Source organism: Sinorhizobium sp. BG8, assembly GCF_016864555.1.
GTDB lineage: Bacteria > Pseudomonadota > Alphaproteobacteria > Rhizobiales > Rhizobiaceae > BG8.
Map to the genome: position 1 here is coordinate 525,985 of NZ_CP044012.1, position 26,871 is coordinate 552,855.

Here is a 26,871-nt window from a genome sequence, read left to right on the forward strand (position 1 = left end):
GGCGCGCCTCATCCTCCTTGAGATACGTCCAGAATGAAGATGTGCCGATCCGCGCACATGTCAATGCCGGGCGAGACCGGCGTTACAGATTTAACATTCCGCCGGCCCACGCCGATCGAAGGCGGCAACAAAACGATACCGGCCTGCCTTCGCGAGCGTCAGACCACTAGGCCGAGTTCCCGCGTGGAATGTCGGGTCCGTTGCAGGAGGGCGATGGCGCCCTGCTCCTCGGCAATGGCGATGGCCGATTTCAGATCGGCGGTTATCGCTTCCCTCGGAGAAATACCCTGGGAACGAAGGACCGCGCGGCGGCGATACAGTTCGGCAAGCCAGTAGGTGTGTCCGGTTTCCTGCGCCTGCGCGATCGCCTCCGTCGCAATCTCGATGCCCGCTTCGTATCGGTGGGCGAGCCCGAGCATGGTCGCGTGCATGTAAAGGTAGATCGGCAGGTCGACGACAATTCCGAGTTCCCTCAGTTGCGAAAGCCCGTCACGGAACATGTCGTGGCCCATCACGAGATCCCCGCGATGCGCAAGCGCCCATCCGGCGAAAAGGCGTGACATGCCTGCAAGCGATTGCATCTCGTGCTCTTCCGCAAACTCGGACATTCGCTCGGAGAGATCGATGAGCCTGCGATGGTCGTCGCGGTAGAACGCGGAGACCGCCTCGATATCGAGTGAATACGCCTTGCTCGGCACATGGGATATCTCGTGAACATAGGCAACCATGCGCGACAGGGTCTCGTCGGAGGCTTTCCTCTGCCCGGTCAGCCACAGGGAAAGTGCCAGCTGCCCGAGAGCGGACACCTTGGCGTCGTGTCCGCCGAACACAGTCCGGCTGGCTTTCGCCGCCTTCGCATCATAGAGCGCCAGCCCCTCCCGGATCGCATCCTGCGTTTCCCTGTGCCGGCCCAGATTGAAGTCGATCGACCAGATGCAGTGCCGGATCTGGAGCTTGATCTCCGTATCGACGACGCCCGCGAGCATTCCCGGCAGTTGCAGGGCCCGCTCGTGCCTGTCGCGGAAGTCCCGGCCTGCGAAGCACCACCTCCAATAGACCAGAAACCACTTCGGCTGGTCCTCCAACGGTTGGCGGCGAGCGACAGCCACACCGTCCTCGTAAAGTTTGCTGGTAGCAGGCGAATTGGCGCCGCCCGTTGCGGAAAGGACGGGGCCAAGAGCTATGAGCGCGGATAGCTGCAGCGTGTCCATCATGCTGCTCTGAGGCATCGTGGCGCAGAGGCTCAAGGCATGTTCGAGATGATGGCGGGACTCTATCATGGCCGATCGCCGTGCGAACTCGTCCCCCACGCCGATCAGTAGCTCAGCCGCCTCTGCTGTGAGCCCGGCCTGTTCCGCATGGCCGGCAAGGGCAACGGAATCGATCCAGGGCGCGAGCATGCGATCCCGACTGACGGCAAGAAAGAGCCGGCGATGGAACAACTGCTGCTGCTTTTGCGGCATGCCGCCATAGATCACTTCGCGGAGCAACGTATGGCGAAAACCGTAGGCCACGCTTCCCGGCGTTCTCGTTCGCACGAGAAACCCAGCCTCCACCAACGTCTCCACAGCGCGCGCAAGGGACTTCCTGCCACTGTCGGGCAAGAGGATCCTGAGCAACGGGAGAGTGGTTTGCGAACCCGCGACCGTACAGGCGCTCGCGACAGTCCTCGCCGTACCCCCTAGATGGGACAGCCTTGCCTCGAGCATTGCGTCGAAGTCCGCGCGGTGCGACACCGCTGCCCGATCGGGGACGTTCTCCGGTTTGGCGGCCAACCCGTCGGAAATCCACCTGCAGACTTCCTCCACGAAGAGCGGAACGCCCCCCGATATATGCTCCGCCATCTCGATAAGCTCGGGCCGTACCTTTCGGCGCTGCCCGATTCCCCGTGCGCGCATTGCCAGCCCTGCCTCCTCCAGGCTGAAAGGCTCAAGCGAAAGGCGGGTCGTGTGGGCAGCGTCCGACCGATCCATCTCGAATGCGGTTGGTGAGGTCATCACGATCAGGACCGGGAAGTGCCGTGCGACCCGTATCGCTTCGAAGAGCAGGTCCTTCGATGTCCGGTCGAGCCAGTGAACATCTTCAACCGCAAGGACCAGCGGTCCTGTCGCGCACAACAGCTGGAGCGCCCCGGTGACGGCGCGCAAGGCCCTCATCCGGATCGCCAAGGGGCTTATGTCCGAGAAAGTCGGCTCTGCATCCCTCGCTCCCAGGAGATGGGCGAAAAGGTCTACGATCTCTGCATCGCGAATGCCGTGGTGTTCGAACAGTCTCGCCACCACGGCTGCGGGGATCTGCAAGGTGTCTCCCTCATCCGTCGCGCTAGAGGGAAGGCTGGAAACAAATGGATGCAGAGGTGAAAGCAGCCCTTCGGGCTGGGATTGAAACAAAAGGAATTTCGATTGCTTTTCGCGCGTGAGCCGGCGCACCTCGCGCAACAGCCGGGACTTGCCGATACCCGGCTCGCCTTCGATACAGAGCACCTCACCGCGCCCGGCGCGGACGCTGTCCCAAATGGCAGCGATCTTCTGAAGCGCGGCCGCGCGGCCTATGAGATTTCCGCCACGCTTCCTGAACACGTGCGGCCGGTCGACCTTCTTGTGATGGTCCAGCGCGCGCCACACCCTTTCAGGCTGCTCGATGCCTTCCAGTGTCCGGGTTCCCTCGAAGACGAACGTGTACGAACGTCCCGCGAGCCGCCGGGATTCCTCGCACACGAAGACACTGTCCGGTGGGACCGCGGCTTCAAGGCGGGAGGCGAGTGTCAGCGCCATGTCCGCATACCCCTGCGGCTTCGTATTCTCCCCGCGCCTGTCCGGCCCGAACTCAACGGAAGTAGCCACACCGACGCGGACGCTCAGATCGACATGGCCAGCATCGCGCCCCAGTCGTTTGCAGGCCTCCACGATCTTGAGACCGGCGCGGATGGCAAGCGAGGCGGCATCGCCCGACCCTTGCTGCGCGGGAAAGACAGCGATACCGCCATCGCCCGACTCGGCCCGCAACACGCCCGAGCACGATGCTATCGCCTCCTGCGCAACCCCCTGCACGGAGGCGACCAGTTCCTGGAAATCATCGATGTCGACGACATGCAGCAGATCCGTCGATCCCGCGATACCGTAGGACAGCGCCGTCACGGTGTGTGGTCGGCTACGCTCGTTCGATGACCGCGCTCTACGCCGCGCTGGATTCATCGATTGCGCCGACGCAACTCCCCCCTCGCGCTCCATGAACCACCCCGCTAGTACGTGGTTTCCGGACTCTTTTCCCGCTGAAGGACCATAGCACAAAGATTTTCGATTCGCCGCCGGCACGTCGGCAGGGCAACCGCACACGGCCCCCAGCACCCAGCACGGGCCGTATTTTGATGGTGCCACGCTGCGGACACAGCAAGTTTGGCCGGAAATGCCAAATGCCAACTTTGCCCTCTCGCTAGACTGGCGAGCGGTCGGGTGCGGTGTCCCCGACGCGACGACTATGGGAGCCGGAGGAAAATCACCATGTCATATTCACTCAGAAGAACGGGGCGCTTGCTCCTTGCCGCAGCCGCAATCGGTGCGGCGGGATGCGGTCCAGCATTGTCGCATCCGCTCGACGGTCTTTCGACCAAGGAGATTTCGACCGTGGTCGAAATCCTGCAAGCCGAAGGAAAGACCGACAAGGAAAGCCGCTACCCCCTGATCGAGCTTCAGGAACCGCCTAAGGAGGCCGTGCTTTCCTGGAAGGAGGGAGATCCCGAGCAACGCCGTGCAGTGGTGAACGTGAAGACCGCCGCCGGCGTCTTCAAGGGAGAGGTCGACATTTCCGCGCGGAAGGTTCTTTCGTGGGAGCCTGCAGGCGGACAGCCGATGCTGCTGCTCGAGGAATTCCTCGGAGCGATGGATCTAGCGCTGAAGAACCCCACCTTCATAGCCGGGCTCGAGAAGCGCGGGCTGAAGCCGGAGCAGGTCTTCTGTCTGCCGCTGACCGCAGGCGCTTTCGGCGGGGCGGAAGAAGCCGGAAAGCGGCTGATGAAAGTGCCCTGCTACGTCAGCCCGACCGAGAGCAACTTCTACGCCAAGCCGATAGAAGGTCTCTTTGCCGTGGTCGACCTTAACGGCAAGGAGGTTGTCGAGGTCGTCGACGAGGGTGTCGTTCCGCTGCCCGAGGACGGGTGGGGCTACACGCAAGCCGAGCTATCGGCGAGGAAGGATGTCAAGCTGGCGCCAGCAATCAAGGCAGCAACCCTTTCCCAGCCAGACGGAGCGAACTTCACAGTCAACGGAAGCCTGGTCAATTGGGACATGTGGAGTTTCCGCTGGCGGGTCGACAAGCGCCCTGGCGTCGTCCTCTCCGAGATCCGGGCCAATGACGGCAGCGGCCCCCGCCAGGTGCTCTACCAGGCCAATCTTTCCGAGGTGTTCGTGCCCTACATGGACCCGAGCGACGGCTGGTACTGGCGGACCTATATGGACAGCGGAGAATATGGCTTCGGCATTTTCCTCAGCCCGCTGACGGCCGGGGTGGATTGCCCGAAATACGCGACGTTCCTCCCCGCGACAGTCCATGCTGACGACGGTTCGCCCGTCGAGATACCCAATGCGCTTTGCATATTCGAGCGCAATATCGGCGACCCCGCCTGGCGCCACTACGAGATATTCGCGCAGACGCCCCAGACCCCGCTCCCGGCTGAAGGCCGGCCGGCAACGGAACTCGTCGTGCGCTCTGCTTCGGAGGTCGGCAATTACGACTACCTTCTCGACTACGCGTTCCAGCAGAACGGGATGATACGGGTCATGGTTGGAGCGACCGGTCTTGACGCGGTGAAGGGTGTCGCTTCGAAGTCGATGAAGGATGCAACAGCCGCCGCCGACACCAGGTACGGGACGCTGATCGCCCCGAACCTGGTGGCGCCGAACCACGACCATTTCTTCAACTTCCGCTTCGACTTCGACATCGACGGGCAGAAGAACATGTTCGCCCGCACTGCGCTCGTGGCGGGCAAGTCGCCCGAAGGGACACCGCGCCGCTCCTTCTGGGAAACGAAGGACGAGATGCCGATGACCGAGATGGAGGGGCGCTACAAGGTCAATCCGGCGACACCTGCGATGTATCACGTGATGAACATGGGAAAGGAAACGAAGCTCGGCCATCATCCGGCCTACATGATCCTGCCGGAAAACAGCGTCGCCTACTCGCCTCTCGACGTTGAGAACGATCCTCCGGCACGCCGCAACGCCTACATCGAATACACCTTCTGGAACACGCCCTATGATCCGAAGGAACGCTACGCGGGCGGCGAATATGCCTTCCAGAGCGACGGCTCCGACAGCCTCCCCGCCTGGGTCAAGAAGGATCGAAGCATCCACGACACCGATATCGTGACCTGGTACACGATGGGGTTCCACCATGTGCCGCACATGGAGGACTGGCCGGTGATGTCGACAATGTGGAAGGGGATCACGCTGATGCCCTACAATTTCTTCGACCACAATCCGTCAATCGGGATACGCAATCCTTCGTGATCCCGCATGTAATCGACAGGCCGGCGAAATTTGCCGGCCTGCTCAGGAATGCGTACCGCGGCCGTTCCTGAACGCGCTCGGGGGGATGCCTGCGAACCGGCGGAAGGCCCGGGTGAAGTCTGACTGCTGGCTATAGCCGAGGCGGCACGCAAGCTCCATGAGCGGCAGGTTCGTACGCAGGATCATCTCACTGGCGTATTCCATGCGCAGGCGCTCGATCTCGTCACGGAAGCACAGCCCTTCCGCAAGAAGCCGCCGCCGCAACGTGCGGGTGGAGAGACCGACCATGGCCGCGATGGCAGTCTGGTCCATGGGTCCCTCGCCTATCCGCATTAAAACGGCCTGCCGAAGCCGGGTCGCCAATCCACCGTCCGCGCTGTCGTCGGGTACGGTAACGAACGATCCCGCCGCCCGGGCCGGCCTGTCGTGCAGCGCAGGCATTGAGAGCAGTGCCGCCGGAAACGCGAGGATGTTGCTCGGGAAGCCGTAGATGCACGTCAATCCGAAAGATGCGTCCAGGACACCCCGCCGACGGTCCGCCTCGTGCTCGAACACGATACTGTCGGGCCGGAAATCGGGGAGGAAGAAATCGCGTATCACCCCGTCGAAGAAGCCGAATGTAAACTCCACGTCGAAGGCGCGCGGCCATATGGCCGGATCCAGAATGCGGTACTCGATCAGCGCCAGCGCATCGCTGACCCTCAATCGAATGAGGCTGGCGGACTGGAGTTCGTTCATGGCATCGACGACACCGGCAAGAACCTGGTGAAGACGCGTGCCGCGGCGGAAGCCCGGGAACAGTTCCGGCAGGCCCGTGGGCACATAGGCCCGGCCGCACCGCCAGACCGCTGCCGGGTCGGGCATCGTCGTGCCTGCGCGTTGAAGGAATCCAACAAACTCGGCCAGGCCGACCGTACCTGCCCCGGCAGAAGCCGGATCCTCCCCGCTGCCGGTCTTTTGGGCAATCAGATCCGGGTCCACACCCCTCGCGAGCAGCTCCGCACCGACGCCGGCGAGAATGCGTCTGTCGATACGGCCGCTCTGTCTTGCATGCTCCATCGCCAATCCTCCCCTGACGACTGTAAGCAGACCTAGCACAGTATCGGGAGAGACGCTTGCGTTTCAAGTGCCCGCCACCGGGCGCATATCCGAGAAACTCGACGCGGAAGCGGCCCTCAGACGATGAGAATGGCGCGAAAATCGTTGACGTTGGTCCCCGTCGGCCCGGGGACGAACAGATCGTCGGCAAGCGAAAAGGCAGACCAAGCGTCGTGTCCCGCAAGGTACGCCCGCGGATCGCCTCCGAGCGCTCTCATGCGCGGGGCCGAACCGCCGTCGGCGAAAGCTCCCGCGTTGTTCTCGGATCCGTCGATACCATCGGTATCGGCTGCCAGAGCGTGGATGCCGTCCAAACCGTCGATGTCGAGGCAGAAGGAAAGCAGGAATTCGCTGTTGCGCCCGCCCTTGCCATAGCTTCCGCCACCTATCGTCACGGTCGTTTCGCCGCCTGACAGGAGCACGACGGGCTTGGCAAAGGGACGGTTTCGACTTTGGACCTCGCGCGCGATGGCAGCGTGCATGCGGCCAATGTCGCGCGCCTCTCCCTCGATGGCGTCCGAAAGGATGACGGCGTCGATCCCGAAATCCCGTGCTCGAGCAGCTGCGGCCTCCAGCGAAACACGGGCAGATGCGATCACGTGGACCTCGTTGCCGGCGAATGCCGGATCGTCCGGAAGCGGTGCCGTCGATGCCTCGATGTGCCGAAGGACCTGCGCGGGGAGATCCATGCGATATTCAGCGATGATGTTCAGAGCATCCTGCGGAGTTGATCTGTCCGGCACCGTCGGCCCGGAAGCGACGAGCGCGGGATTATCCCCTGGAACGTCAGAGACGATAAGGCTCACGACCCGGGCCGGCGCGGCGGCACGGGCGAGCCGGCCGCCCTTGATGGTAGATACTTGCTTGCGCACCACGTTCATGGCCGAAATCGGCGCCCCGGATGCGAGAAGAGCCTTGTTGACCGCGATCTCGTCGTCAAGCGACAGGGTGCCGGCGGGCGCAGGCAGCAGCGACGAACCCCCACCAGAAATGAGTGCGATGACCAGGTCGTCCTCCGAGAGGTCCTTCACCGCCTCGAACAAGCGATTACTGGCGGCAATCCCCGCAAGATCGGGCACCGGATGGGCCGATTGCAGAATCTCGATGCTCCTGCAGGTCGCGATGGGCCCGTGGCGGTCCACCACCACCCCTTCGAGAGGCCCTTCCCAGAGACTTTCGAGCGCTGCAGCCATCTGGCTCGCAGCCTTGCCCGCCCCGATCACGACGGTACGTCCCCTCGGTCGAGCAGGCAGATTGGCACGGATCGCCGCGAGCGAGTCGGCGGCATCGACGGCACTTTCAAAAAGCGAAACGAGAAAGGCGCGGGGATCGGGAACCATGCCGCATTAGTCCATTGTTTCAAGATCGTAGACAAGTACCCCCGCGAGCCCGCCTTCGGCCGCCGCAACGATCTTCGCGCCGGTCTTCCTGTGCTCCTCATCGACGAGATAGGCGTCGCGGGCGAAGCTGTCTGCGAAGTCGACGATGAAGCCGTCACAGAAGCCCTTGTCCATACCGGTCTCGGGACTGACGTTGGTGCCGGCGTGCACGGCGAGCAGGCCCGGCAGACGGTCCTTCAGCGCCGCGATCTCATCGAAGATCTCGGCCTTGTGCGCGACGGAGATTGTCGGCTTGAAGCGGATGAAAACACAATGGCGGATCATGGCGGTTCTCCTATCTGACACCGGCGCGGGCGCGTGGACGGGTATCGTTTCGCTCGTGAGAGAAGATAGCCGCCGGCAATGGCGGAACCTCACGGATGAGGTCGGCACCCTTTTCGCCGATCATGATCGTCGGTGCATTCGTGTTGCACGAGGGAACTCGCGGCATGACGGAACTGTCGCATACACGCAGTCCCTCGAGCCCGTGCACCCTGAGATCCAGGCCGACCACCGCATCGGATCCGGTTCCCATCTTGCACGTGCCGACGGGATGGTGGTCGGTCTTTGCGTTGGCGCAGCCGTAGTCGAAGAGCTGCTCCTCGGTCACCACCTTTGGCCCGGGCAGGCGCTCCGCAAGGACGAAGGGTTTCAGCGCTGCCTGCTGCATGATTTCGCGCGCAATCCTCAAGCCCTCCAGCGACATGGTCCTGTCATGGGGGTCCGACCAGTAGTTGGGGTCGATCAATGGTGCCGCCGAAGGATCCGACGAGGAAAGCCGGACTGTGCCGCGCGACCGCGGATGCAGATAGGCGGAATTGAGCGTGACACCTGCGTTCTTCAGCTTCTCGACACCCGCCTCGATGCCGGACCCGAGGCCCAGATGGAACTGGATATCGGGCGAACGCGCATCGGGATCCGCATACCAGAATCCTCCGGTTTCAAATAGCGAGGAAGCAACCGGCCCGGTGCGGAACAGAAGATACTGGATGCCCGCCCACAGGGTACGGTGGAGTTTGGCGACCCCGTCATAGGTATGGTCACCGGTGCATTCCGATATCACGAAGAGGTCGAGGTGATCCTGAAGGTTGGAACCGACACCAGGCAGGTCATGCATCACCTTGACACCGACCGACTTCAGGTGATCGGCCGGTCCGATACCCGATTGCAGAAGCAGCTTCGGCGAACCTATCGCTCCGGAGGAGACCAGCACCTCTCGCTCCGCACGAATGACTTCGGTCCCTCCTGACGTGACGACTTCGACGCCGACGGCGCGGCGCCCCTCGAGCACCACCCTGGCCACGCGCGCGCCGAGCTTGACGGTCAGGTTCTTGCGGTCCCTGATTGAGCCGAGATAGGCGAGCGAAGCGGACGAACGGCGGCGATTGCGCTGCGTCAGCTGATAGAAGCCGACGCCCGCTTGCTGCCTTCCATTGAAATCGTGGTTGTAGGGGATGCCAAGTTCCTGGCCCGCACGGATATAGGCATCGCAGATCGGAAGTGGCGAGACCGGCATGGAAACCCCGAGCGGACCGCCATAAGCGTGGTAGTCGTCCGCAAAGCGCTGGTTGTCCTCTGCACGCTTGAAATAGGGGAGGATCGAGCGGTAGTCCCAGCCTTCGCAACCCTCCTCCGACGCCCAGAGATCATAGTCGGCGGCATTGCCACGCGTATAGAGCTGGGCATTGATCGATGAGCCACCACCGACGACCTTGGCCTGGGTGTAGCGAAGCACGCGACCCTTCATGTGCTTCTGCGGTACCGTGTTCCAGCCCCAGCTGGCCACACCCTTGGTCATCTTTGCAAAACCCGCCGGCATGTGGAAGAGCGGGTTCCAGTCCCCACCGCCTGCCTCCAGCAGCAGCACACGAACCGAGGGATCTTCGCTCAGCCGATTGGCGAGAACGCATCCCGCAGGACCCGCGCCGGTAATGATGTAGTCATAGGTCATTCACGTTTCCTCAAATCTTCCTGCTGCGCGTCTTCCATGCGGGGCGCCTGCAACACTCGTCCTCGCCTCCCAAGAGGAAGCCGTCACAATCTTCCGATCGCCAGCCCTCCATCCGCCTGGATGACGGAGCCCGTGGCGAATGCGAAACTTCCGGACGCAAGCGCCGCGCATATCGCACCGATGTCGCCGGCCTCTCCCCAGCGCTTCATCGGAACGAGTCCGCCGTCGATCAGCGCGTCGTATTTGGCCGAGACCCCTGCCGTCATGTCGGTGCGGATGATACCGGGGCGGACCTCGAAGACACCGATGCCGGTTTCTGCAAGCCTCAGCGCAAGCCCCTGGCTGAATGCCGAGAGTCCCGCCTTGCTGATGCAATAGTCGAGCCTTTCCGGAGAACTCATTGATGCGGATACGGAAGTTATATTGATGATCGAACGCGAAACGGATGGCCTCGCGTCCGCCAGCATGGCTCTCACGACGGCCTGGGTGAAGAAGATCGTCCCGCGCAGATTGGTTGCAAGAATGGTGTCGAAGTTCTCCGGGCGGAGGTCAAGAAAATCGCCGCGTACGACCGAGGACATGCCTGCATTGTTGACGAGACAGTCGATGCGACCCAGGTTCGCGATAACGTCCTCGACGGTTTTCTGGTGACCGGAAACTTCGACGAGATCTGCCTTCAGATAGATGGCCTCGGCGCCGTGCGCCCTCAGTTCGTCCAGAACCGTATCGGTCGGGCTTGGATCACCGATGCCGGTGAGCGCAATGTCATAACCGGATTTTGCCAGAGCCGTCGCGATGCCGAGGCCGATCCCGCGCCGGCCACCGGTGATCAAGGCAACGGGTCGCCCGCGCGTCGTCATGATCGCAGATCCTTCTCGGTTATGTGGTCGGCGACGCGCAGAGCCTGGCTCGCGATTGTCAGGGCCGGATTGACGGCCGCGGAGGTCGGCAGGAAGCTCGCATCGACCACGAATAGGTTCGGATGGTCATAGGCACGGCAATAGACGTCCAGTGGCGACGTGGCCGGGTCGTTCCCCATCCTGATCGTCCCGCACTGGTGCGAGGGGGTCTTCTTGTCGAAGGGACGCGACAGTACGATTGGAAAGCCTGCCGACTTCAGCACCGTCTTGAGCTTTGCCACGAGGTCGAGATGTGCGTCCCAATTGGTCCGATGCCACTTGAGCACGATCCGATCGCCATTGACCATGATCCGGCTCTCCGGATGCGGGATATCCTCGCTCATCGCATAGAAGTCGATCGCGTGGGCGGAAATGCGATTGAGCAGCCATTCAGGCACGCTCGGCATGTTGGCCTTGAGGATGGCGCCTGAGATACGACCCAGAAGTTGCACATTGCCCAGCGGTGGACCGCCGTTGCCGTCGGAGAGATAGAAGTCGTTGAACCCGAACGTCTTCTGATAGATGGAGGTGTTGCGGTACCAGGGGGACATCGCAAGAACCGCGGAAGAATTGTGGTTCATGAAGTTGCGGCCGACCTGGTCGGAGGAATTGGCAAGACCGGTCGGGTTCTTCCCGTCGGCAGAGCGCAGCAGCAGCACCGACGACTGCACCGCGCCCGCGGAAAGGATGACGAGCTTCGGCGACACCGTCCTTGCCTCACCGTCCCTGGTAAAGTGAACGGTGGCGATGCGCTTCCCATCGGGAGAGGTTTCAAGCCGCGTGACCGTGGAGTTCGTCTGCAGGCGCACGTTGCCATGCTGGAGTGCCAGCGCCAGAGCCACCGTCTCCGCATCCATCTTGCCATCGAAGGAATTCGGGTGGGCGTCCCAGGGCGTCTGCCCTTTTTTCAGCCATCGATCGATGTCGACGCCGAGCGGCAGGGAATAGGGGTGCATCCCGCGAGCCTTCAGTCGCGCGCGGACGTCGGCAATCGGCGCCTCGTCGGGGACGGGCGGAAATGCATAAGGCCTGGAATGATGTGGTTCGGTCGGATCCTCGTCCAGCGCGCCGCGGACCTGGTACATCTGCTCCGCCATGCTGTACCAGGGTTCGAGCTCTTCGTACGGGAAAGGCCACGCCGGCGAAACCCCTTCCCTATGCTGCATCTCATCGAAGTCTTCCCGGCGATAACGCACGAGAACAGCGCCATAGAACTTCGAATTGCCGCCGACATTGTAGTAATTTCCGGGGTTGAATTCCTCCCCGTCGGCTTCGTACCAGGTCTCCTTGGGCCTGAAGTGTCCGCGCTGGAAGATGGCGCGCTGGTCGCGGTTTTCAGGCCGGTCCTCGATATGGCCGCCGGCCTCGAGGATCAGGATGCTGGCTCCGGTTGACGCAAGGCCGGCGGCGATGGTCGCGCCGCCAATGCCCGAGCCAATGATCACGATATCGGGATGCGAGGTCATTGTGTCGTCTCAAGCGATGCGGCGCTGGCTCTCGGGATCGAAGAACACCGCCTTGTCGAGATTGAAAGCGAGCCTCGTCTTCTGCCCGGCGGCGATGCGGGCGTCGGCGCGAAGGCGCGCAACGATCTCCTTGCCGCCGAGATGAGTGACCGCGAAGGTGTCAGCGCCGGCAGGCTCGACAACCTCGATCATGCAATCTCCCTCGACGAGGGTCTTGGCGTTGCGGTCGGCACCATCAGGATCGGTCAGTGCTTCGGGACGTATACCGAAGACGACCTCGCGGCCGCGATAGCCTCCGAGGCCTTGCGGTGCGTTGGGCACGGACAGGCGCAAAGGCTCGGCCTGCTGGCGGCTAAGGGTGACGGAAAGGCTGGAACTGTCGCCCTCGATCTTCGCCTTCAGCAGGTTCATCGCGGGCGAGCCCATGAAGTCGGCGACGAATATGTTCGCGGGATTGTTGTAGATCTCGGCGGGCGTGCCGAACTGCTGCAGCACGCCATCCTTCAACACTGCGATTTTGGTCGCCAGCGTCATTGCCTCGATCTGGTCGTGGGTGACGTAGACGATGGTTGTCTTCATGCGCTGGTGCAGACGCTTGATCTCGGTGCGCATGTCGACGCGCAGCTTGGCGTCGAGATTCGAGAGCGGCTCGTCGAAGAGAAAGAGCTTTGGATCGCGCACCAGCGCCCGGCCCATGGCCACGCGCTGGCGCTGGCCACCGGAAAGCTGGCCCGGCTTTCGATCGAGCAGGTGACCGATCTGTAGCATTTCGGCGACCTGCTTGATTGCCTTTTCGCGCTCCTCCTTCGGCACTCCGCGAATTTCCATGCCGAAGGCGATGTTTCCGGCGACGGTCATGTTGGGGTAGAGCGCGTAGGACTGGAAAACCATGGCGATGTCGCGCTTCGAAGGATGCAGGCCTGCAACCGAGCGACCATCGATGGCGATGTCACCGGAGGTGATCGGTTCCAGTCCGGCAATGGTGTTGAGCAGCGTGGACTTGCCGCAGCCGGAAGGGCCGACGAGCACGAGGAACCCGCCCTGCTCAATTTCCAGGTTGATGTCCTTGAGGATTTCCAGCGCGCCATAGGACTTGCGAAGACTGCTGATCTTGAGAAACGACATGGTGTTATCCTTTCACGGCGCCGGACATCAGGCCGCGCACGAAATAGCGACCGGAGACGATGTAGACGATCAGGGTGGGCAGGGCGGCGAGGATCGCGCCCGCAAAGTGGACGTTGTATTCCTTCACGCCGGTCGACGAGGAGACGAGGTTGTTCAGCGCGACGGTCATCGGCGTGGAATAGGGGCCGGAGAAGGAGGCACCGAACAGGAAGTCGTTCCAGATGTTGGTGAACTGCCAGATGACGGAGACGACGATGATCGGCCCTGATGATGGCAGGAGGATGCGGCGGAAGATCTGGAAGAAGCTTGCCCCGTCGATCTGTGCGGCGCGCACCAGCTCGGTCGGGAAGTTCTCATAGTAGTTGCGGAAGTAGAGCGTGGTGAAGCCGATGCCATAGATCACGTGGACCATGATCAGGCCCCAGATCGAGCCGGCAATCCCGAAGATGCCCAGCATGCGCGCCATCGGGATCAGCACGATCTGGAAGGGAATGAAGCAGGAGAGCAGCAGCAGGCCGAAGAACACGTTCGAACCGCGGAAAGGCCATTTCGTAAGCACGTATCCGTTCAGCGCGCCGACGATCGTGGATATCGCCACGGCCGGGACGACCATCAGGATCGAGTTGATGAAGAATGGGCGAAGGCCTGTCGGCTGCACGCCGATCTGAGCCGTCGACCAGGCCGAGAGCCACGGATCGATCGTCCATACCTGCGGAAGGTTCAGCATGCCGCCCTGGCGAATTTCCTCCAGCGGCTTGAACGAGTTGACCAGCATCACATAGAGCGGCAACAGGTAGTAGATCGCGAAGATGATCAGCGCCGTATAGATGAGCGCGCGCGTCAGGCGATCATGGCTGATGACGTTTTCGGGCTAGCGGCGCTCATCGTCCTTTGCCTCCACGGATTTCGGAATAGAGATAGGGGACGATGATGGAGAAGATCATGATCAGCATGATGATCGCCGAGGACGCGCCTATGCCCATCTGGTTGCGGGTAAAGGTGTAGGAATACATGAAGGTCGCCGGAAGTTCGGTCGCCTGTCCCGGACCGCCACCCGTGAGCGCGATGACCAGGTCGTAGGCCTTGATCGCAAGGTGCGCGAGGACCACGAAGGCCGAGAGAAAGATGGGACGCATCAAGGGGATGATGATGCGGCGATAAACGGTCACGGTGGTGGCGCCGTCGATCTGGGCGGCCTTGATGATCTCGTTGTCGACGCCGCGAAGGCCGGCCAGGAACATCGCCATGACGAAGCCGGAAGACTGCCAGACAGCCGCGATGACGACGCAGTAGATCGCGTAGTTGCGGTCCTTGATCCAGTTGAACGAGAAGCTTTCCCAGCCCCACAGGTGCATGGTGTTCTCGAGACCGATGCCGGGATCGAGGAACCACTTCCACGCCGTGCCGGTAACGATGAACGAAAGCGCCATCGGATAGAGATAGATCGGTCGCAGCAGGCCCTCGATGCGGATCCTCTGGTCGAGCAGGATCGCCAGGCCGAGGCCGAGAACGCTGCATATGACGATATAGAGCGAGGCGAAGATCGCCAGGTTCGTGATCGCACGCCACCAGTGTGGCAGCGCCCAGAGCTTCACATAGTTGGACAGCCCGACGAAGTTGTAGGAGGGCAGCATCCTGCTGTCTGTCAGAGACAGAAGGCCCGTATAGGCGATGAAGCCGTAGACGAACACCAGGACGATGAGAAAGCTGGGGGCGAGCACGAGCTTCGGGAGAAGCTCCTGCAGCCGGCTGCGGCTATCCATGATCAGTTACCACCGTTGACGTGTCGTTTGCATGCGAGGGACGCCCGTCCCTCCTCTGCCTGCCGGCACCTTCTCCCCGCAGTCGGGGAGAAGGCATCTGCCGCGGCACTTCCCTTCCCTCTCCCCCCTTGCAGGGAGAGGGTCAGGCAGGGGTTGTCACCCCTCAGCCTGTTACTTCGCGCCTTCGACTGCTGCGACCAGTTCCTTGGTTGCTTCCTCGGAGGAAAGTTCACCGTTGAACTGACGCGTCACGACGTCGTAGATCGCATTCTTGACGGCAGCCGGGTTGGCATGGCCATGCGCCATGGAACCGTAAAGCGAGCCGTTGGCGTTGGCCTCGGCGAGGTCCTTGATCCCCTTCTTGCCGCAATCGTCGAAGTCGGTATCCGGAACGTCGGTGCGGGCCGGGACCGAACCCTTGACCACGTTGAAGGCCGACTGGAACGTCGGGCTTTCGATTGCCGAAGCCATCTTCAGCTGAGCCGGAACCTTGTCGTCAGCGACCTTGAACATCGCGAACTGGTCGGAGTTGAAGGTGACCGATCCCTGGGTGCCGGGGAAGCGCATGCAGACGAAGTCGGCGCCCGGCTTCTTGCCGGCCTTCAGGAACTCGCCCTTCGCCCAGTCACCCATGAACTGAAGCCCGGCCTTGTTCTCGATGACCATTGCCGAAGCAAGGTTCCAGTCGCGGCCCGAGAAGTTGTCGTCCACATAGGAGCGCAGCTTCGTCATGCGGTCGAAGGCTTCCTTCATCTTGTCGCCACCAAGAGCGGCCGGGTCGAGGTCGATGAATGCGGCCTTGTAGAAGTCGTTGCCGAGCGAAAGAACCACCGCGTCAAAGATGGTCGCGTCCTGCCAGGGCTGGCCGCCATGGGCGACGGGGGTGATCCCCTGAGCCTTGAAGTTGTCGAGGAGTGCGACGAGCTCGTCCCAGTTTTGCGGCTCCTTGCCGCCGGCCTTGTCGAGCGCCGCTTTGTTGATCCACACCCAGTTGGTCGAGTGGACGTTAACAGGAGCTGCGATCCAGTGGCCGTCATACTTCGAGAACTGCTGCAGGGCCGTTGGGACGACCTTGTCCCATCCTTCCTGTCCTGCGACTTCGTCGAGGTTGCCGAGCGCGCCTTCCTTGGCCCAGTCGAGAATGTCGAAGCCGAGCATCTGTACGGCCGTCGGGGCGTTACCCGCAGTGACGCGGGCGCGAAGCACGGTCATGGCCTCGGTACCGCCGCCGCCTGCGACCGGCATGTCGGTCCAGGTGATGCCCTTGGATTCGAGGTCCTTCTTCAGGACGTCGAGTGCGGCTGCCTCGCCGCCGGATGTCCACCAGTGCAAAACTTCAACGTTCTCCGCAGCGCGCGCGGAAACGCCGCCGCCGAGCGTCATCATCACCGCAGCAATTGCGGTCGTCGTTACAAACTTGCGCATCGATTTCCTCCCGTTTGCAAGTTTCCCAGGCGGGAACCTCCTCCCGCCGTTCCCAGTCGCCACCGGCCCTCCGGCGACGACGTTGGAGCTACGGCCATAGCCGTCGGCTCAATTTAAAACGTTATAAATCCCCTTAAGTCAAGCACTCCGAGACTTTCATCCGCGCTGCGACAAAAGACCCTGAATTCCAACATTTATCCGGGCATGCGGAGACGTCGTTCGCCATTGTGCAATGCACATAAGTCGATTTAAAACGTTTGCATTGCAGGATTGCTTCGCGCACGACCTGTTTGTAAGGTGCGGCCGAAATTGAAAACCCCAGCCGAAGAAAAGCGCCGTGCCCCGAAGCGAGAAGTCTTCCGACAACGAGGTGACAAAAACCGTTTCGCGTGCCGGCAAGCCGACGCTGAAGACGATTGCCGACCTCACCGGGCTTGCGATTACCACGGTATCCCGCGCGCTCGGCAATGCCCCCCAGATTTCCGAGGCGACGCGCAAGCGCGTGCATGAGGTTGCCAGCGAGATCGGCTATCTGCCGGACCGGGCCGCCCAACGCCTGAAGACCGGCCGCACCAACGTCATTTCCGTGCTGCTCGACCCGCATGAGGAGATCCTCGGATTCGGCACTTCCCTCATCCACGGCCTCGCCCGCGCACTGCAATCGACGCCCTATCACCTCATCGTCACGCCGAGCTTCATCGAGGGAAACAATGTCGATGCGGTCAACTACATCATCCGCAACGGCATGGCCGACGGGCTGATCCTGTCTCGCACCGAACCCTTCGATGCACGTGTCCGCCTGTTGCTTGAAAACGGCTTTCCTTTCGTTACCCACGGGCGCACCGAATTCACAACGCCGCACGCTTACGTCGACTTTGACAATTTCGGTTTCGCCTACGAGGCTGTGCGCCGGCTGATCGCCAAGGGTCGGCGCAAGGTGACGATCATTCCGCCGCCCAAGCGCCTGACCTTCTCCCAACATATGCTGCACGGCTTCATGACGGCGGTGCGGGAGGCGGGTGTCGCCTATGAAGTTCCCGACGCGGTGGACCTTGACTGTCCCGCCGACCAGATCCGCGATCACGTGCGCAGGCGCACGGCGGACGTCGACGCACCGGACGGTATCGTCTGCCCGGGCGAGGTCTCTGCGCTTGCGACGATCACCGGCATGAGCGACTGCGATCTGAGTCTCGGCGTCGAATACGACATCGTTGCCAAGCAGACCTCGCATCTGCTTACGCAGATCCAGCCGAAGGTCGAGACGATCTACGAGGACCTGACCGCCGCGGGAGAGGCGATGGGAGAGCTTCTCCTCCGGCGCATCGCCGGCGAAGATGCGGCCGAATTGAACATGCTGCAGGCGCCGCAGCCAAGCTTTCCGACGCCCTGAAGGGGCGCAGGCGCCTCCTGCGAAGGGCGTTGGAACGTTCACTGTCATCGCGGCATCCACCATCCGGTCCGTGCGCCGATATGCATGTTGAGTGTCTTTGTCTCCGTGTAGTCCTCGACGGCATGACGCCCGAGCTCACGCCCGAGGCCGGATTGCTTGTAGCCGCCGAACGGCAGCTCGGATGCGCCGTCCATGAAGGTGTTCATCCAGATCGTGCCGGCCCGGACCTTCCGTCCGATCGTCAGGCAGGTATCGAAGTCCCGGCTCCAGACGCCGGCGGACAGGCCGTAGTCGATGGAGTTGGCAATACGGATCGCCTCCTCCGCCGCCTCGAATGTCAGCACCGAGAGCACGGGGCCGAACACCTCTTCGCGGGCAACCGCCATATCCGCCGTCACGTTCGAGAGGATCGTTGGCGTCATAAACTGACCGATGCCGAAGTCGAGCGCTTCGCCACCATGGGCAAGGGTCGCGCCGCCGTCGGACGCACCGGCCACGTAGCTCTGGATCTTCTGCAGATGCTGCGGCGTGATGATCGCACCAACCTGAGTTGAGGCGTCAAGCGGATCACCGACTTTCACCTGCTTCGAGATTTCTGCAATACGGCCAATGACATCGGACGCAATGCTCTTGTGCAAGATGAGCCGGGAACCCGCGTTGCAGCATTCGCCGGCGTTGAAATAGGCGCCGAAGACGGCGGCATCGACAAACTCGTCGAGATTGGCATCGGGGAAGACGATTTGCGGATTCTTGCCGCCAAGCTCAAGCGAGACCTTCTTCAGCGTCTGCGCGGCGTTGGCCATGGTCAGGCGGCCAATGCCGGTCGAGCCGGTGAAAGAGACCATGTCGACATCGGGATGGGTTGTCATCGTTGCGCCGACCTCAGGGCCGGTGCCCGTGACGATGTTGACGACGCCGGCGGGAACCCCTGCCTCGGCCAGAATTTCACCAAGGACGAGCGTCGAGCCGGAGGTGAGTTCCGAAGGTTTGACGACGGTCGTGCAGCCGGCCGCGAGCGCGAAGGGCAGCTTCTGGCTGACGATCAGGAACGGGAAATTCCACGGCGTGATGATCGAAACGACGCCAATTGCCTCGCGAAGAACCACGCCGAGCGTACCCTCCCCGAGCGTATTGTAGCTCTCGCCGTGGAGGTCGCGGGCAAGGGCTGCCGCATATCGCCAGATATCGGCGGCGCCGCCAAGTTCAGCCTTGGCCTGGCTGATCGGTTTCCCGCTCTCGATCGTGTCGAGATAGGCGAGATCATCGGCACGCGCCGCGATGAGGTCGGCAGCCTTGAGAAGTATGTTGGAGCGCTCTGCACCAGTCATGCGCGGCCAGCGACCATCGTCGAATGCGCGACGAGCGGCTGCGATCGCCTTCTCTGCATCCCGCTTGGTTCCAGCCTGATAGCGGCTGACGGCGATCCCATGGCCAGGGGCCACGCGTTCCAGCGTCTTGCCATCCGCGGCTTCGACCCATGCGCCATCGATCAGCATGCGATAGTCGCGTGCCTTGTAGTTCGTCAGCGGCTTCGGTTGCACCGTCACTGTCATCACCATTCTCCCTTGAATTCCGCCGGGCGCTTTCCTGTGAAGGCGGCCACGCCCTCCTTCAGGTCCCCGGTCTTTGCAACGAGAATCGAGCCGAGGGCTTCGACCGCGCTGCCATTGTCCTCGCCATTTGCGACCGCGATCATGAGTTTCGAGATTTCCGTCGCGGCCGGGCTGCGCGCGACGATGCGCGCCGCATAATCCCTTGCCGCCTGCACCGACGTACCGGTCTCCACGACCTGGTCCACGATCCCGAGGGATTGCGCTTCCGCTGCGGTCAGCACCTCACCACCGACTAGCATGCGGCGTACAGCCTGCGCGCCGAAGCGCTTGACGAGCCGCTGCGTGCCCGACCAGCCGGGAACCATGCCGAGACCTGCCTCAGGCAGGCCGATTTTCACCTGGCTTTCCGCGATCCGTATGTCCGCGGCCGCAGCGAGCTCCAACCCACCCCCGAGAGCATGGCCATTAACGGCGGCAATCAACGGCATGCGAAGCGTCGCCAGCCGCTCGAACACGCGGTGCCCGAAGCGCACCCAGGCGTGTCCGAACTCGTTCGGCTCCATGCCGGCCCAGGCCCTGATGTCGCCACCGGCGGAAAAGGCCTTGCCCTCACCCGTCAGTATGGCGACGCGGACGGAAGCATTCGCCTCTATCTCGTCACAAGCGGCGGAAAGCTCTTTCAACATGTCGATGTCGAAGGCATTGAGCTTCTCCGGCCGCGCGACGGTCAGCATCGCGACAGTGCCGTCAATGGCGATCCGGATGCGCGTTTCAGACATGTCCCGCCCCTTCCAGCTTCCGCTCGGCCTTGCGCGACAGAGCCAGCCCCAGCGGCGCATCAACAAAGAGCGCGCCGTCCATAACCTTGAGGCTATCAGAGACAATCAGCGGAAACTCCGATTGATCGAGGATATGGGCCTGCAGGTCGACGCCGGGCGCAATTTCGGTCAGCACAATTCCCTTGGGTGTGAGCTTCATCACGCAACGCTCGGTGACATAGGTAATGTCCTGTCCCTGCTCGATGGCACGGCGGCCGGAGAAGGTGACGTGCTCGACCTCGTTGACCAGCTTCTTGAGTTTGCCTTCCTTCTCGATCGCGAGCTTTCCGCCCTCGATGCCGAGCTTGGCCCCGGCATTGAACATACCCGAGAAGACGATCTTCCTTGCCCGGGCGGTGATATCGACGAAGCCGCCGGCACCGGCCGTCACATGTGGCCGGAAGGAGAGCTTGGACACGTTGACCGAGCCGTCACGCCCGATCTCCAGGAAGGAAAGCAACGAGGCATCGAAGCCCGCACCCTGGAAGTAGGTGAACTGATAGGGCGAAGGCATGAAGGCATCGGCGTTCGAGGCACACCCGAAAGCGAAGTCGAGCAGCGGCACGCCCCCGACAGCACCCTGTTCGATCACCCAGGTGACCTCGCCATGCCGTCCCTCTTCCAGGAGGATGCGCGGGACGTTGGCCGAGATACCGAAGCCGAGATTGACGCAGCTGCCTGCCTGAAGTTCCTGCGCAACGCGGCGGGCGATCACCTTCTGGATATTGAACTCCGGCACCCGGAACGTGTCCAGCGGACGCATGATTTCGCCGGAGATGGCCGGATCGTAGAGGGTCTGCGTCGTCTGCTTCTGGTCGGGATCGACGACGACATAGTCAACGAGCATTCCCGGCACGCGAACGTCATGGGGACGCAGGGAGCCGTCCTTGGTGATGCGCTTAACCTGGGCGATCACGATGCCGCCGTTGTTTCGTGCGGCGAGAGCCTGGTCGAGACCGCCGAGATAGGCGCCCTCATGCTCATAGGTAAGGTTGCCGCGTTCATCGGCCGTGGTGGCGCGAATGATCGCGACCTGCGGCACGATCGCGGGGAAGTAAAGCCACTCTTCGCCCTCGAACTGGATCTTCTTCACCACCGGCGCGGATGCCGCTTTCCCGTTCATGGCGCAACCCTGGCGCGACGGATCGACAAAGGTATCGAGGCCGACCTTGGTCAGGACCCCGGGACGCTTTGCGGCGGCCTCGCGGTGCATGTCGAACAGGATGCCGGAGGGAATATTGTAGGCCGGAATCTGATCGTCGGTGATCATCTGCCAGATCAGGGGCGGCTCGGCGGACGATGGACCGGACGGGTATGAGCCTCCGATGATCTTCGCAAGCAACCCCTTCCTCGCGATGTGATCCACGCCCTTGATACCGCTCATGTCGCCGGCGGCAATCGGATGCAAAGTAGTAATGTTCTGCGGATGACCGGTTGCAGCAAAGCGCTCGCCGATTGCCTTCAGCATCAGGTCCGGACAACCGAGTCCCGAGGAGGACGAAACGGAGACGATGGAGCCGTCAGGTATTAGGGCGGCGGCTTCCGAAGGGGTGATATGCTTGCTCATGTCGCTAAACTCAAAGTCCGGGTTCGATCTTGACGGCCTTGCCGGTCTTCGCGGCCTCTACGACCGCCAGCCCGGTGGCCAGCGACCAGATTCCATCCTCGCCGGTGGCAGAAGGCCCGCCCTTCCCGCCGATGGCGGAATGAAAGGCCGCAAGCCCCGCCTCATAGAGATTGTGCTGCTCGAGCGGCAGTTCGGTCTCGCCTTCGGCGTTGCGCAGGATGACGCTGCCGACAGGCCGCTGGCTCATGACATTGCGGGCGATCAGTGACCCTTCCGTGCCGTGCACCTCAAAGCCGGTCTCGGCATATTTCGAGGTGAATCCATCGTGGAACTGCGCAATGACGCCGGACTTGAAGCGCATCACGCCCATCACGGCGTCTTCCAGCCCGCCCTTGCCCATGCCGCCGGACTGGGAGAATGCGATCGCCTCGACCGGATCGTCCCCGAGCACGAAACGCAGCGTGTCGGCATCGTGCACCGTAATGTCGAGGATGACGCCGCCGCCGGCCTGCGGCTTGTCGAGCCGCCAGCCCTGCAGGTGCGGCGGCAGGTAGACGGCATGGAACACGCGGGCGGCAAGCGGTCGGCCGATCCGGCCGGCAGCGATGGCATCGCGCATGGCACGGTGGCTGGCGGCATTGCGGAGGTGATGATTGGTCGCCAAAACGACGCCGGCATCCGTCGCTGCCTTCACCATGGTGCGGGCGTCCTCCAGGGACATGGCAAGCGGCTTCTCGCACAGAATGTGCTTTCCCGCACGTGCGGCAGCGATCGCCTGATCGCGATGGAGCTCGTTGGTAGTGGAGATATAGACGGCCTCCACATCCGGATCGCCGACAAGGCCCTCGAGCGTCGTCACCGATTTCGGAATAGCGTGATCGGCAGCATATTTTGCGCCGCGTTCGCCATTGGTGCTCATGACCGAGACGATTTCACCGCCCGTGGCGCGGATAGCGTCGATGACCCATTCATGGGCAATCGTGCTTGCCCCGATCAATCCCCATTTCGTCATGGAGAAACCCTCCGTTCAAGACCCATCGATTGCTCGCCGCTGCTCTGGCGAACCATGAGACGCACCGAGCTGATGATTGCTTCCGCATCGGCCCGGCCTGCATTGATCTGTTTCAGCAGAAGCTGTGCTGCCCGGCGCCCCATGCCCTGCGGATCGACCGAGACCGTGGTCAGCGCCGGCACCGCCGTCTTTGCTTCGATCACGTCGTCGAATCCGACCACGGCAAAATCCTCTCCGGGCTCCATCCGCTTGGCCCTCAGACCGTCGCAGACCCCGAAAGCCACGGCATCGTTGAAGCAGAGCGCCGCCGTCGGCGCATCGGGAACCAGCATGGCGCGATCGATTGCATCGACACCCCCAGCGCGAGACGGCGCGGAGCCGATCACCAGGCTGCGGTCGGGGTCGAGCCCCGCCTGCTGCATGGCATCGCGATAGCCCTCAAGACGCTCGGCGAAGACGGCTGTGTCGGGAAAGCCACCCAGAAAGGCGATGCGCCTGTGGCCAAGAGCTGCAAGGTGCTCGACCGCAGCGAAGGACCCCGCGCGATTGTCCGACACCAGTGAGGAGACCTTTGCGCCCGGCACGTTGCGCACCACGACGACGACCGGAATACCGCTCGCCACCAGCGGCTTCAGATCGATCGCTTCCGTCCCCCGCGCCGGCGACACGATCAGACCGGAGATACCGTGCTCGCGCATCGACGCGATGACTTCGCGCTGACGATCGATACTCTCGCCCGTATTGGAGAGGAACTGGACGTAGCCCGCCGACTGCACGACCATGTCGACGCCGACGGCAAGCTCAGCAAAGAAGCTGTTCGTCAGATCGTTTACGACGATGCCGATGATTTTCGATTTCGCATTGGACTGCCGAAGATTGGCGGCACCGCGATTGTAGACATAGCCAAGGTCGCGGATGACAGCATTCACCTTGGCGCGAGTCGCCTCGTTGACCAGCGGAGAGCCCTGCAGCACGAGCGATACGGTCGACTTCGACACGCCGGCGGCGCGCGCAATCTCCACAACCGTAACCCGCTTCTCGCTCATAGTCTCCTCCGAGGGCCTCCCGCCCTGATGAACACAAGATAATTGGAACGTTCCAAATCTGTCAAGCAGCCAAATGAAAAAATCTATCAAGCCAAGATTGGAGGATACTCCGCCAGGAATCCAATCCCGTCATCCGAATTATACGTCATATTTTCCGTTACTTAGGCGCATAGAGCCTTCCAAACGAATGCCGACAATCCCGAAGCCACCACCATTCGCACCTTCCTCAATAGATCCGTCACCTCTTGCAATTTGGAACGATCTAAATTATTTCCCTGTCCATCGTGAGGAGGAGACCACCATTATGATGCTGAAACTTCCGACCAAGGATGGCTCCATCGAAGAATATCGCCTGACGGGTCACCCTATCGCCAGGCCCGCGACGGCCCCGCGTTTCAGCCGCATCGCCTATGCAGCTGCCCACGTCGTTTCCGACCCGCAGCATGAAGTCGATCCCTGGAACCGTCCGGCGGTCGATTGGGATGCCACCATGGCCTTCCGCCATCACCTGTGGTCCCTTGGTTTCAGGATTGCCGAGGCGATGGATACCGCCCAGCGCGGCATGGGGCTGGATTGGCAGGGAGCGCAGGAACTGATCAGGCGCTCGCTTGCAGAGGCGCGCACCGTCGCCGGCGCCGACCTTGCCTGCGGCGCGGGAACAGACCACCTTAATCCCGGCGATGCGGGTACGCTTGATGACGTGGTGGCCGCCTACGAAACCCAGCTTGAATTCGTGGAAAAGCACGGCGGCCGTGCAATCATGATGGCAAGCCGGGCACTTGCGCGTGTGGCGCGATCGCCGGACGACTACATCCGCGTTTACTCTAGGATTCTTTCCCAGGCGAAGGACAAGGTCATCCTCCATTGGCTCGGCGACATGTTCGACCCGCAACTTTCCGGCTACTGGGGTAGCCGCGAATTCGAGACGGCTCTCGCGACCGTGCTCTCGATCATCGAAAGCAACAGGGGGAAGGTCGAGGGCATCAAGATTTCCCTCCTCGACAACAGTAAGGAAGTGGTGCTGCGCAACCGCCTGCCGGAAGACGTTCTCTGCTTCACGGGGGACGACTTCAACTACGCCGAATTGATCGAGGGGGACGGCAACCGTCATTCTCATGCACTGCTCGGCATTTTCGACGCCGTTGCGCCTTCCGCATCAAAGGCACTGGCCGCCCTGGCCGACCACGACATCGAGACGTTCCGCTCGACGATCGAACCGACGGTGCCGCTGTCACGCAAGATTTTCGAGGCGCCCACACAATACTACAAGGCCGGCGTGGTGTTCCTGGCCTGGCTGAACGGCCACCAGAGCCATTTCACGCTCCCAGCAGGTATGCAGTCCGCACGCGGTTTCCTGCACTATGCCGACATTTTCCGCCTTGCGGACCAGGCCAATGTGCTCGATCGGCCGGAGTTGGCAGTGCGCCGCATGCAGCACTTCGCGGGCGTTCACGGCATCGACTGCTGAGCAGGATCCGGCCAGCCCCTCTTCCCGCGAGGCGGTCGCCGATCGACACCAAACTATCCCGGCATTTGCGCCGGGATGGCTGTGCGCGGCGAAGATTCTTTGCTATTTTATTCTCTCGACGTTTACTGCAAACTGACGTTATACTCAAAAAAACTTCTCGGCAGTGATGAGGATTTAACTGCGTGAGCCACAGGCCGATAGTAGTCGGGTTTCCTTTTATCGGCGACCAGATCGGGGGCAGCCACATCTCGGCCGTGAACCTCATCGCATCGCTCAAGCAATCAGAAGTAGAGCCGAAGATATTTCTTCACAAATCAAACGAAGCACTATCGAAGTATTTGTCTGACAGGCACATAAACTTCGTTGCACTCGATGACGACGTGGTTTTGAGGCCGTTGCGGAACAGGACGCGCGCTCAGGCCGCCTTCGATGCGGTACGCTATCCCTTTGCGGTTTTCAGGTTTTGGCGGGTGTTGCGCCAACATGGCGTCGAGATCGTTCACACGAACGACGGTCCGATGCACGCGACCTGGGCGTTGCCCACGGTGCTGGCCGGTGCCAAGCTTTTCTGGCATCACCGCGGCGACCCGCAGGCCAGGGGTGCGAACATGCTGGCGCCGCTGCTTGCAAGCCATGTCGTGACCGTCTCGAAGTTTGCTCAGCCTTCGAATCCCCTGATCCCGCTGAACGACAGAATTTCCGTCATTCACAGCCCGTTCGACCACCCCCAGGAACTACCCGACAGGGAGGAGTGCCGGCTCGCCCTGGCACAGGAACTCGGGCTCGATCCGCGGACGCATTTCGTCGGCTATTTCGGATCGCTGATCGACCGGAAGAAACCATTGAGGTTCGTGGAGGCCGTCCACGCCTTCCATAAGAAGAACCCCGATTTTCCTCTGGTGGGCCTGCTTTTTGGCCGGCCGGAAAAAGGAGGGCTGAGGCTGGATGAGGATGCACAGGCGCTCGCTGCATCGCTTGGCATCGCGGACAAGATACGCCTGATGGGCTTCCGCCTGCCTGTTGCTCCGTACATGCGGGCCGTAGACATCCTCCTCGTGCCTGCATTGAACGAACCGTTCGGCAGGACGCTGATCGAGGCCATGCTGCTTGGCACGCCGGTGATCGCGACCAACCATGGCGGCAATCCGGAAGCCATCGATCATGGCCGGAACGGCTATCTTGTCGAGCCGGAAAATCCCTCGGCCTTCGTCGAGCCGATGGAAACGCTGCTGATGAACGAGGAAGAATGGCGCCGCATCAGCGAGACGGCGCGGGTCTCCGCGCTGGCATCCTACGGCGTGGAGTATCATGTAAACGGCATCACCCGCCTCTACCAGCACATACTGGGAAGAGATCAGGTCAATGGGCGGCCGCACTGAACACTGCGGGCAGATCGTCACCCCGCAC

20 protein-coding genes are annotated in these 26,871 nt (G+C 62.0%); 4 read left to right on the top strand and 16 right to left on the bottom strand.

The window, feature by feature from the left end:
• Positions 1 to 158: 158 nt before the first annotated feature.
• Positions 159 to 3,137, bottom strand: coding sequence for an AAA family ATPase (locus tag F3Y30_RS23445; protein ID WP_246753073.1), 2,979 nt, complete (start codon positions 3,135 to 3,137; stop codon positions 159 to 161).
• A 363-nt stretch (positions 3,138 to 3,500) separates the two neighbouring features.
• On the opposite strand from F3Y30_RS23445, the gene F3Y30_RS23450 reads away from it, so the two are divergent.
• Positions 3,501 to 5,504 carry a tyramine oxidase gene (locus tag F3Y30_RS23450; RefSeq protein WP_203427562.1) on the top strand — a complete coding sequence of 668 codons (2,004 nt, stop codon included), beginning with the start codon at positions 3,501 to 3,503 and terminating at the stop codon, positions 5,502 to 5,504.
• Positions 5,505 to 5,546: 42 nt separating this feature from the next.
• Here F3Y30_RS23450 and F3Y30_RS23455 read toward each other — a convergent pair whose 3' ends face one another.
• From F3Y30_RS23455 to F3Y30_RS23495, 10 genes are all read right to left on the bottom strand, one after another.
• Positions 5,547 to 6,563, bottom strand: a complete 1,017-nt coding sequence (locus tag F3Y30_RS23455; protein WP_203427563.1) for an AraC family transcriptional regulator — start codon at positions 6,561 to 6,563, stop codon at positions 5,547 to 5,549.
• A 116-nt stretch (positions 6,564 to 6,679) separates the two neighbouring features.
• Positions 6,680 to 7,942: a glycerate kinase gene (locus F3Y30_RS23460; RefSeq protein WP_246753074.1), complete on the bottom strand. Its 1,263-nt coding sequence runs from the start codon at positions 7,940 to 7,942 to the stop codon at positions 6,680 to 6,682.
• Positions 7,943 to 7,948: 6 nt separating this feature from the next.
• Complete coding sequence (locus F3Y30_RS26525) at positions 7,949 to 8,266, bottom strand: Dabb family protein (RefSeq protein WP_246753075.1); 318 nt, start codon at positions 8,264 to 8,266, stop codon at positions 7,949 to 7,951.
• 10 nt (positions 8,267 to 8,276) lie between these two features.
• Positions 8,277 to 9,932 (bottom strand): GMC family oxidoreductase N-terminal domain-containing protein, encoded by a 1,656-nt coding sequence (locus F3Y30_RS23465; RefSeq protein ID WP_203427564.1) that lies wholly within the window; start codon positions 9,930 to 9,932, stop codon positions 8,277 to 8,279.
• Positions 9,933 to 10,015: 83 nt separating this feature from the next.
• Positions 10,016 to 10,792 (bottom strand): 3-ketoacyl-ACP reductase, encoded by a 777-nt coding sequence (locus tag F3Y30_RS23470; RefSeq protein WP_203427565.1) that lies wholly within the window; start codon positions 10,790 to 10,792, stop codon positions 10,016 to 10,018.
• Entirely contained in the window at positions 10,789 to 12,297 is a 1,509-nt protein-coding gene (locus tag F3Y30_RS23475; RefSeq protein ID WP_203427566.1) for a GMC family oxidoreductase, read from the bottom strand. The genes F3Y30_RS23470 and F3Y30_RS23475 overlap by 4 nt, the downstream gene beginning before the upstream one ends.
• Positions 12,298 to 12,306: 9 nt before the next feature.
• Complete coding sequence (ugpC, locus tag F3Y30_RS23480; protein WP_203427567.1) at positions 12,307 to 13,422, bottom strand: sn-glycerol-3-phosphate ABC transporter ATP-binding protein UgpC; 1,116 nt, start codon at positions 13,420 to 13,422, stop codon at positions 12,307 to 12,309.
• A gap of 4 nt (positions 13,423 to 13,426) precedes the next feature.
• A complete protein-coding gene (locus F3Y30_RS23485) occupies positions 13,427 to 14,281 on the bottom strand; it encodes a carbohydrate ABC transporter permease (RefSeq protein WP_203427619.1) in 855 nt (284 codons plus the stop codon).
• Positions 14,282 to 14,303: 22 nt separating this feature from the next.
• Positions 14,304 to 15,185 (bottom strand): sugar ABC transporter permease, encoded by an 882-nt coding sequence (locus tag F3Y30_RS23490; RefSeq protein ID WP_203427568.1) that lies wholly within the window; start codon positions 15,183 to 15,185, stop codon positions 14,304 to 14,306.
• Between the two features lie 171 nt (positions 15,186 to 15,356).
• Positions 15,357 to 16,571 carry an ABC transporter substrate-binding protein gene (locus tag F3Y30_RS23495; protein WP_246753083.1) on the bottom strand — a complete coding sequence of 405 codons (1,215 nt, stop codon included), beginning with the start codon at positions 16,569 to 16,571 and terminating at the stop codon, positions 15,357 to 15,359.
• Positions 16,572 to 16,947: 376 nt separating this feature from the next.
• Between F3Y30_RS23495 and F3Y30_RS23500 the strand changes: the two genes are divergently transcribed.
• Complete coding sequence (locus F3Y30_RS23500; protein WP_203427570.1) at positions 16,948 to 18,000, top strand: LacI family transcriptional regulator; 1,053 nt, start codon at positions 16,948 to 16,950, stop codon at positions 17,998 to 18,000.
• A 44-nt stretch (positions 18,001 to 18,044) separates the two neighbouring features.
• Here the strand turns inward: F3Y30_RS23500 and F3Y30_RS23505 are convergent, their stop codons facing one another.
• Genes F3Y30_RS23505 through F3Y30_RS23525 form a run of 5 tightly spaced genes read right to left on the bottom strand, consistent with a single transcriptional unit; the run spans position 18,045 to position 23,996 of the window.
• Complete coding sequence (locus F3Y30_RS23505) at positions 18,045 to 19,553, bottom strand: aldehyde dehydrogenase family protein (protein ID WP_203427571.1); 1,509 nt, start codon at positions 19,551 to 19,553, stop codon at positions 18,045 to 18,047.
• Entirely contained in the window at positions 19,553 to 20,332 is a 780-nt protein-coding gene (locus tag F3Y30_RS23510) for an enoyl-CoA hydratase/isomerase family protein (protein WP_203427572.1), read from the bottom strand. Before F3Y30_RS23510 ends, F3Y30_RS23505 begins: the two co-directional genes overlap by 1 nt.
• Entirely contained in the window at positions 20,325 to 21,938 is a 1,614-nt protein-coding gene (locus F3Y30_RS23515) for an acyl CoA:acetate/3-ketoacid CoA transferase (protein ID WP_203427573.1), read from the bottom strand. Before F3Y30_RS23515 ends, F3Y30_RS23510 begins: the two co-directional genes overlap by 8 nt.
• 10 nt (positions 21,939 to 21,948) lie before the next feature.
• Entirely contained in the window at positions 21,949 to 22,950 is a 1,002-nt protein-coding gene (locus F3Y30_RS23520) for a Gfo/Idh/MocA family oxidoreductase (protein ID WP_203427574.1), read from the bottom strand.
• Entirely contained in the window at positions 22,947 to 23,996 is a 1,050-nt protein-coding gene (locus tag F3Y30_RS23525; protein ID WP_203427575.1) for a LacI family DNA-binding transcriptional regulator, read from the bottom strand. Before F3Y30_RS23525 ends, F3Y30_RS23520 begins: the two co-directional genes overlap by 4 nt.
• A 301-nt stretch (positions 23,997 to 24,297) precedes the next feature.
• Here F3Y30_RS23525 and F3Y30_RS23530 point away from each other — a divergent pair, with 301 nt between their 5' ends.
• Both F3Y30_RS23530 and F3Y30_RS23535 read left to right on the top strand, forming a co-directional pair.
• Complete coding sequence (locus F3Y30_RS23530) at positions 24,298 to 25,464, top strand: dihydrodipicolinate synthase family protein (protein WP_203427620.1); 1,167 nt, start codon at positions 24,298 to 24,300, stop codon at positions 25,462 to 25,464.
• A gap of 470 nt (positions 25,465 to 25,934) precedes the next feature.
• Positions 25,935 to 26,843, top strand: coding sequence for a glycosyltransferase (locus F3Y30_RS23535; RefSeq protein WP_203427576.1), 909 nt, complete (start codon positions 25,935 to 25,937; stop codon positions 26,841 to 26,843).
• The last annotated feature ends 28 nt before the right edge of the window (positions 26,844 to 26,871 follow it).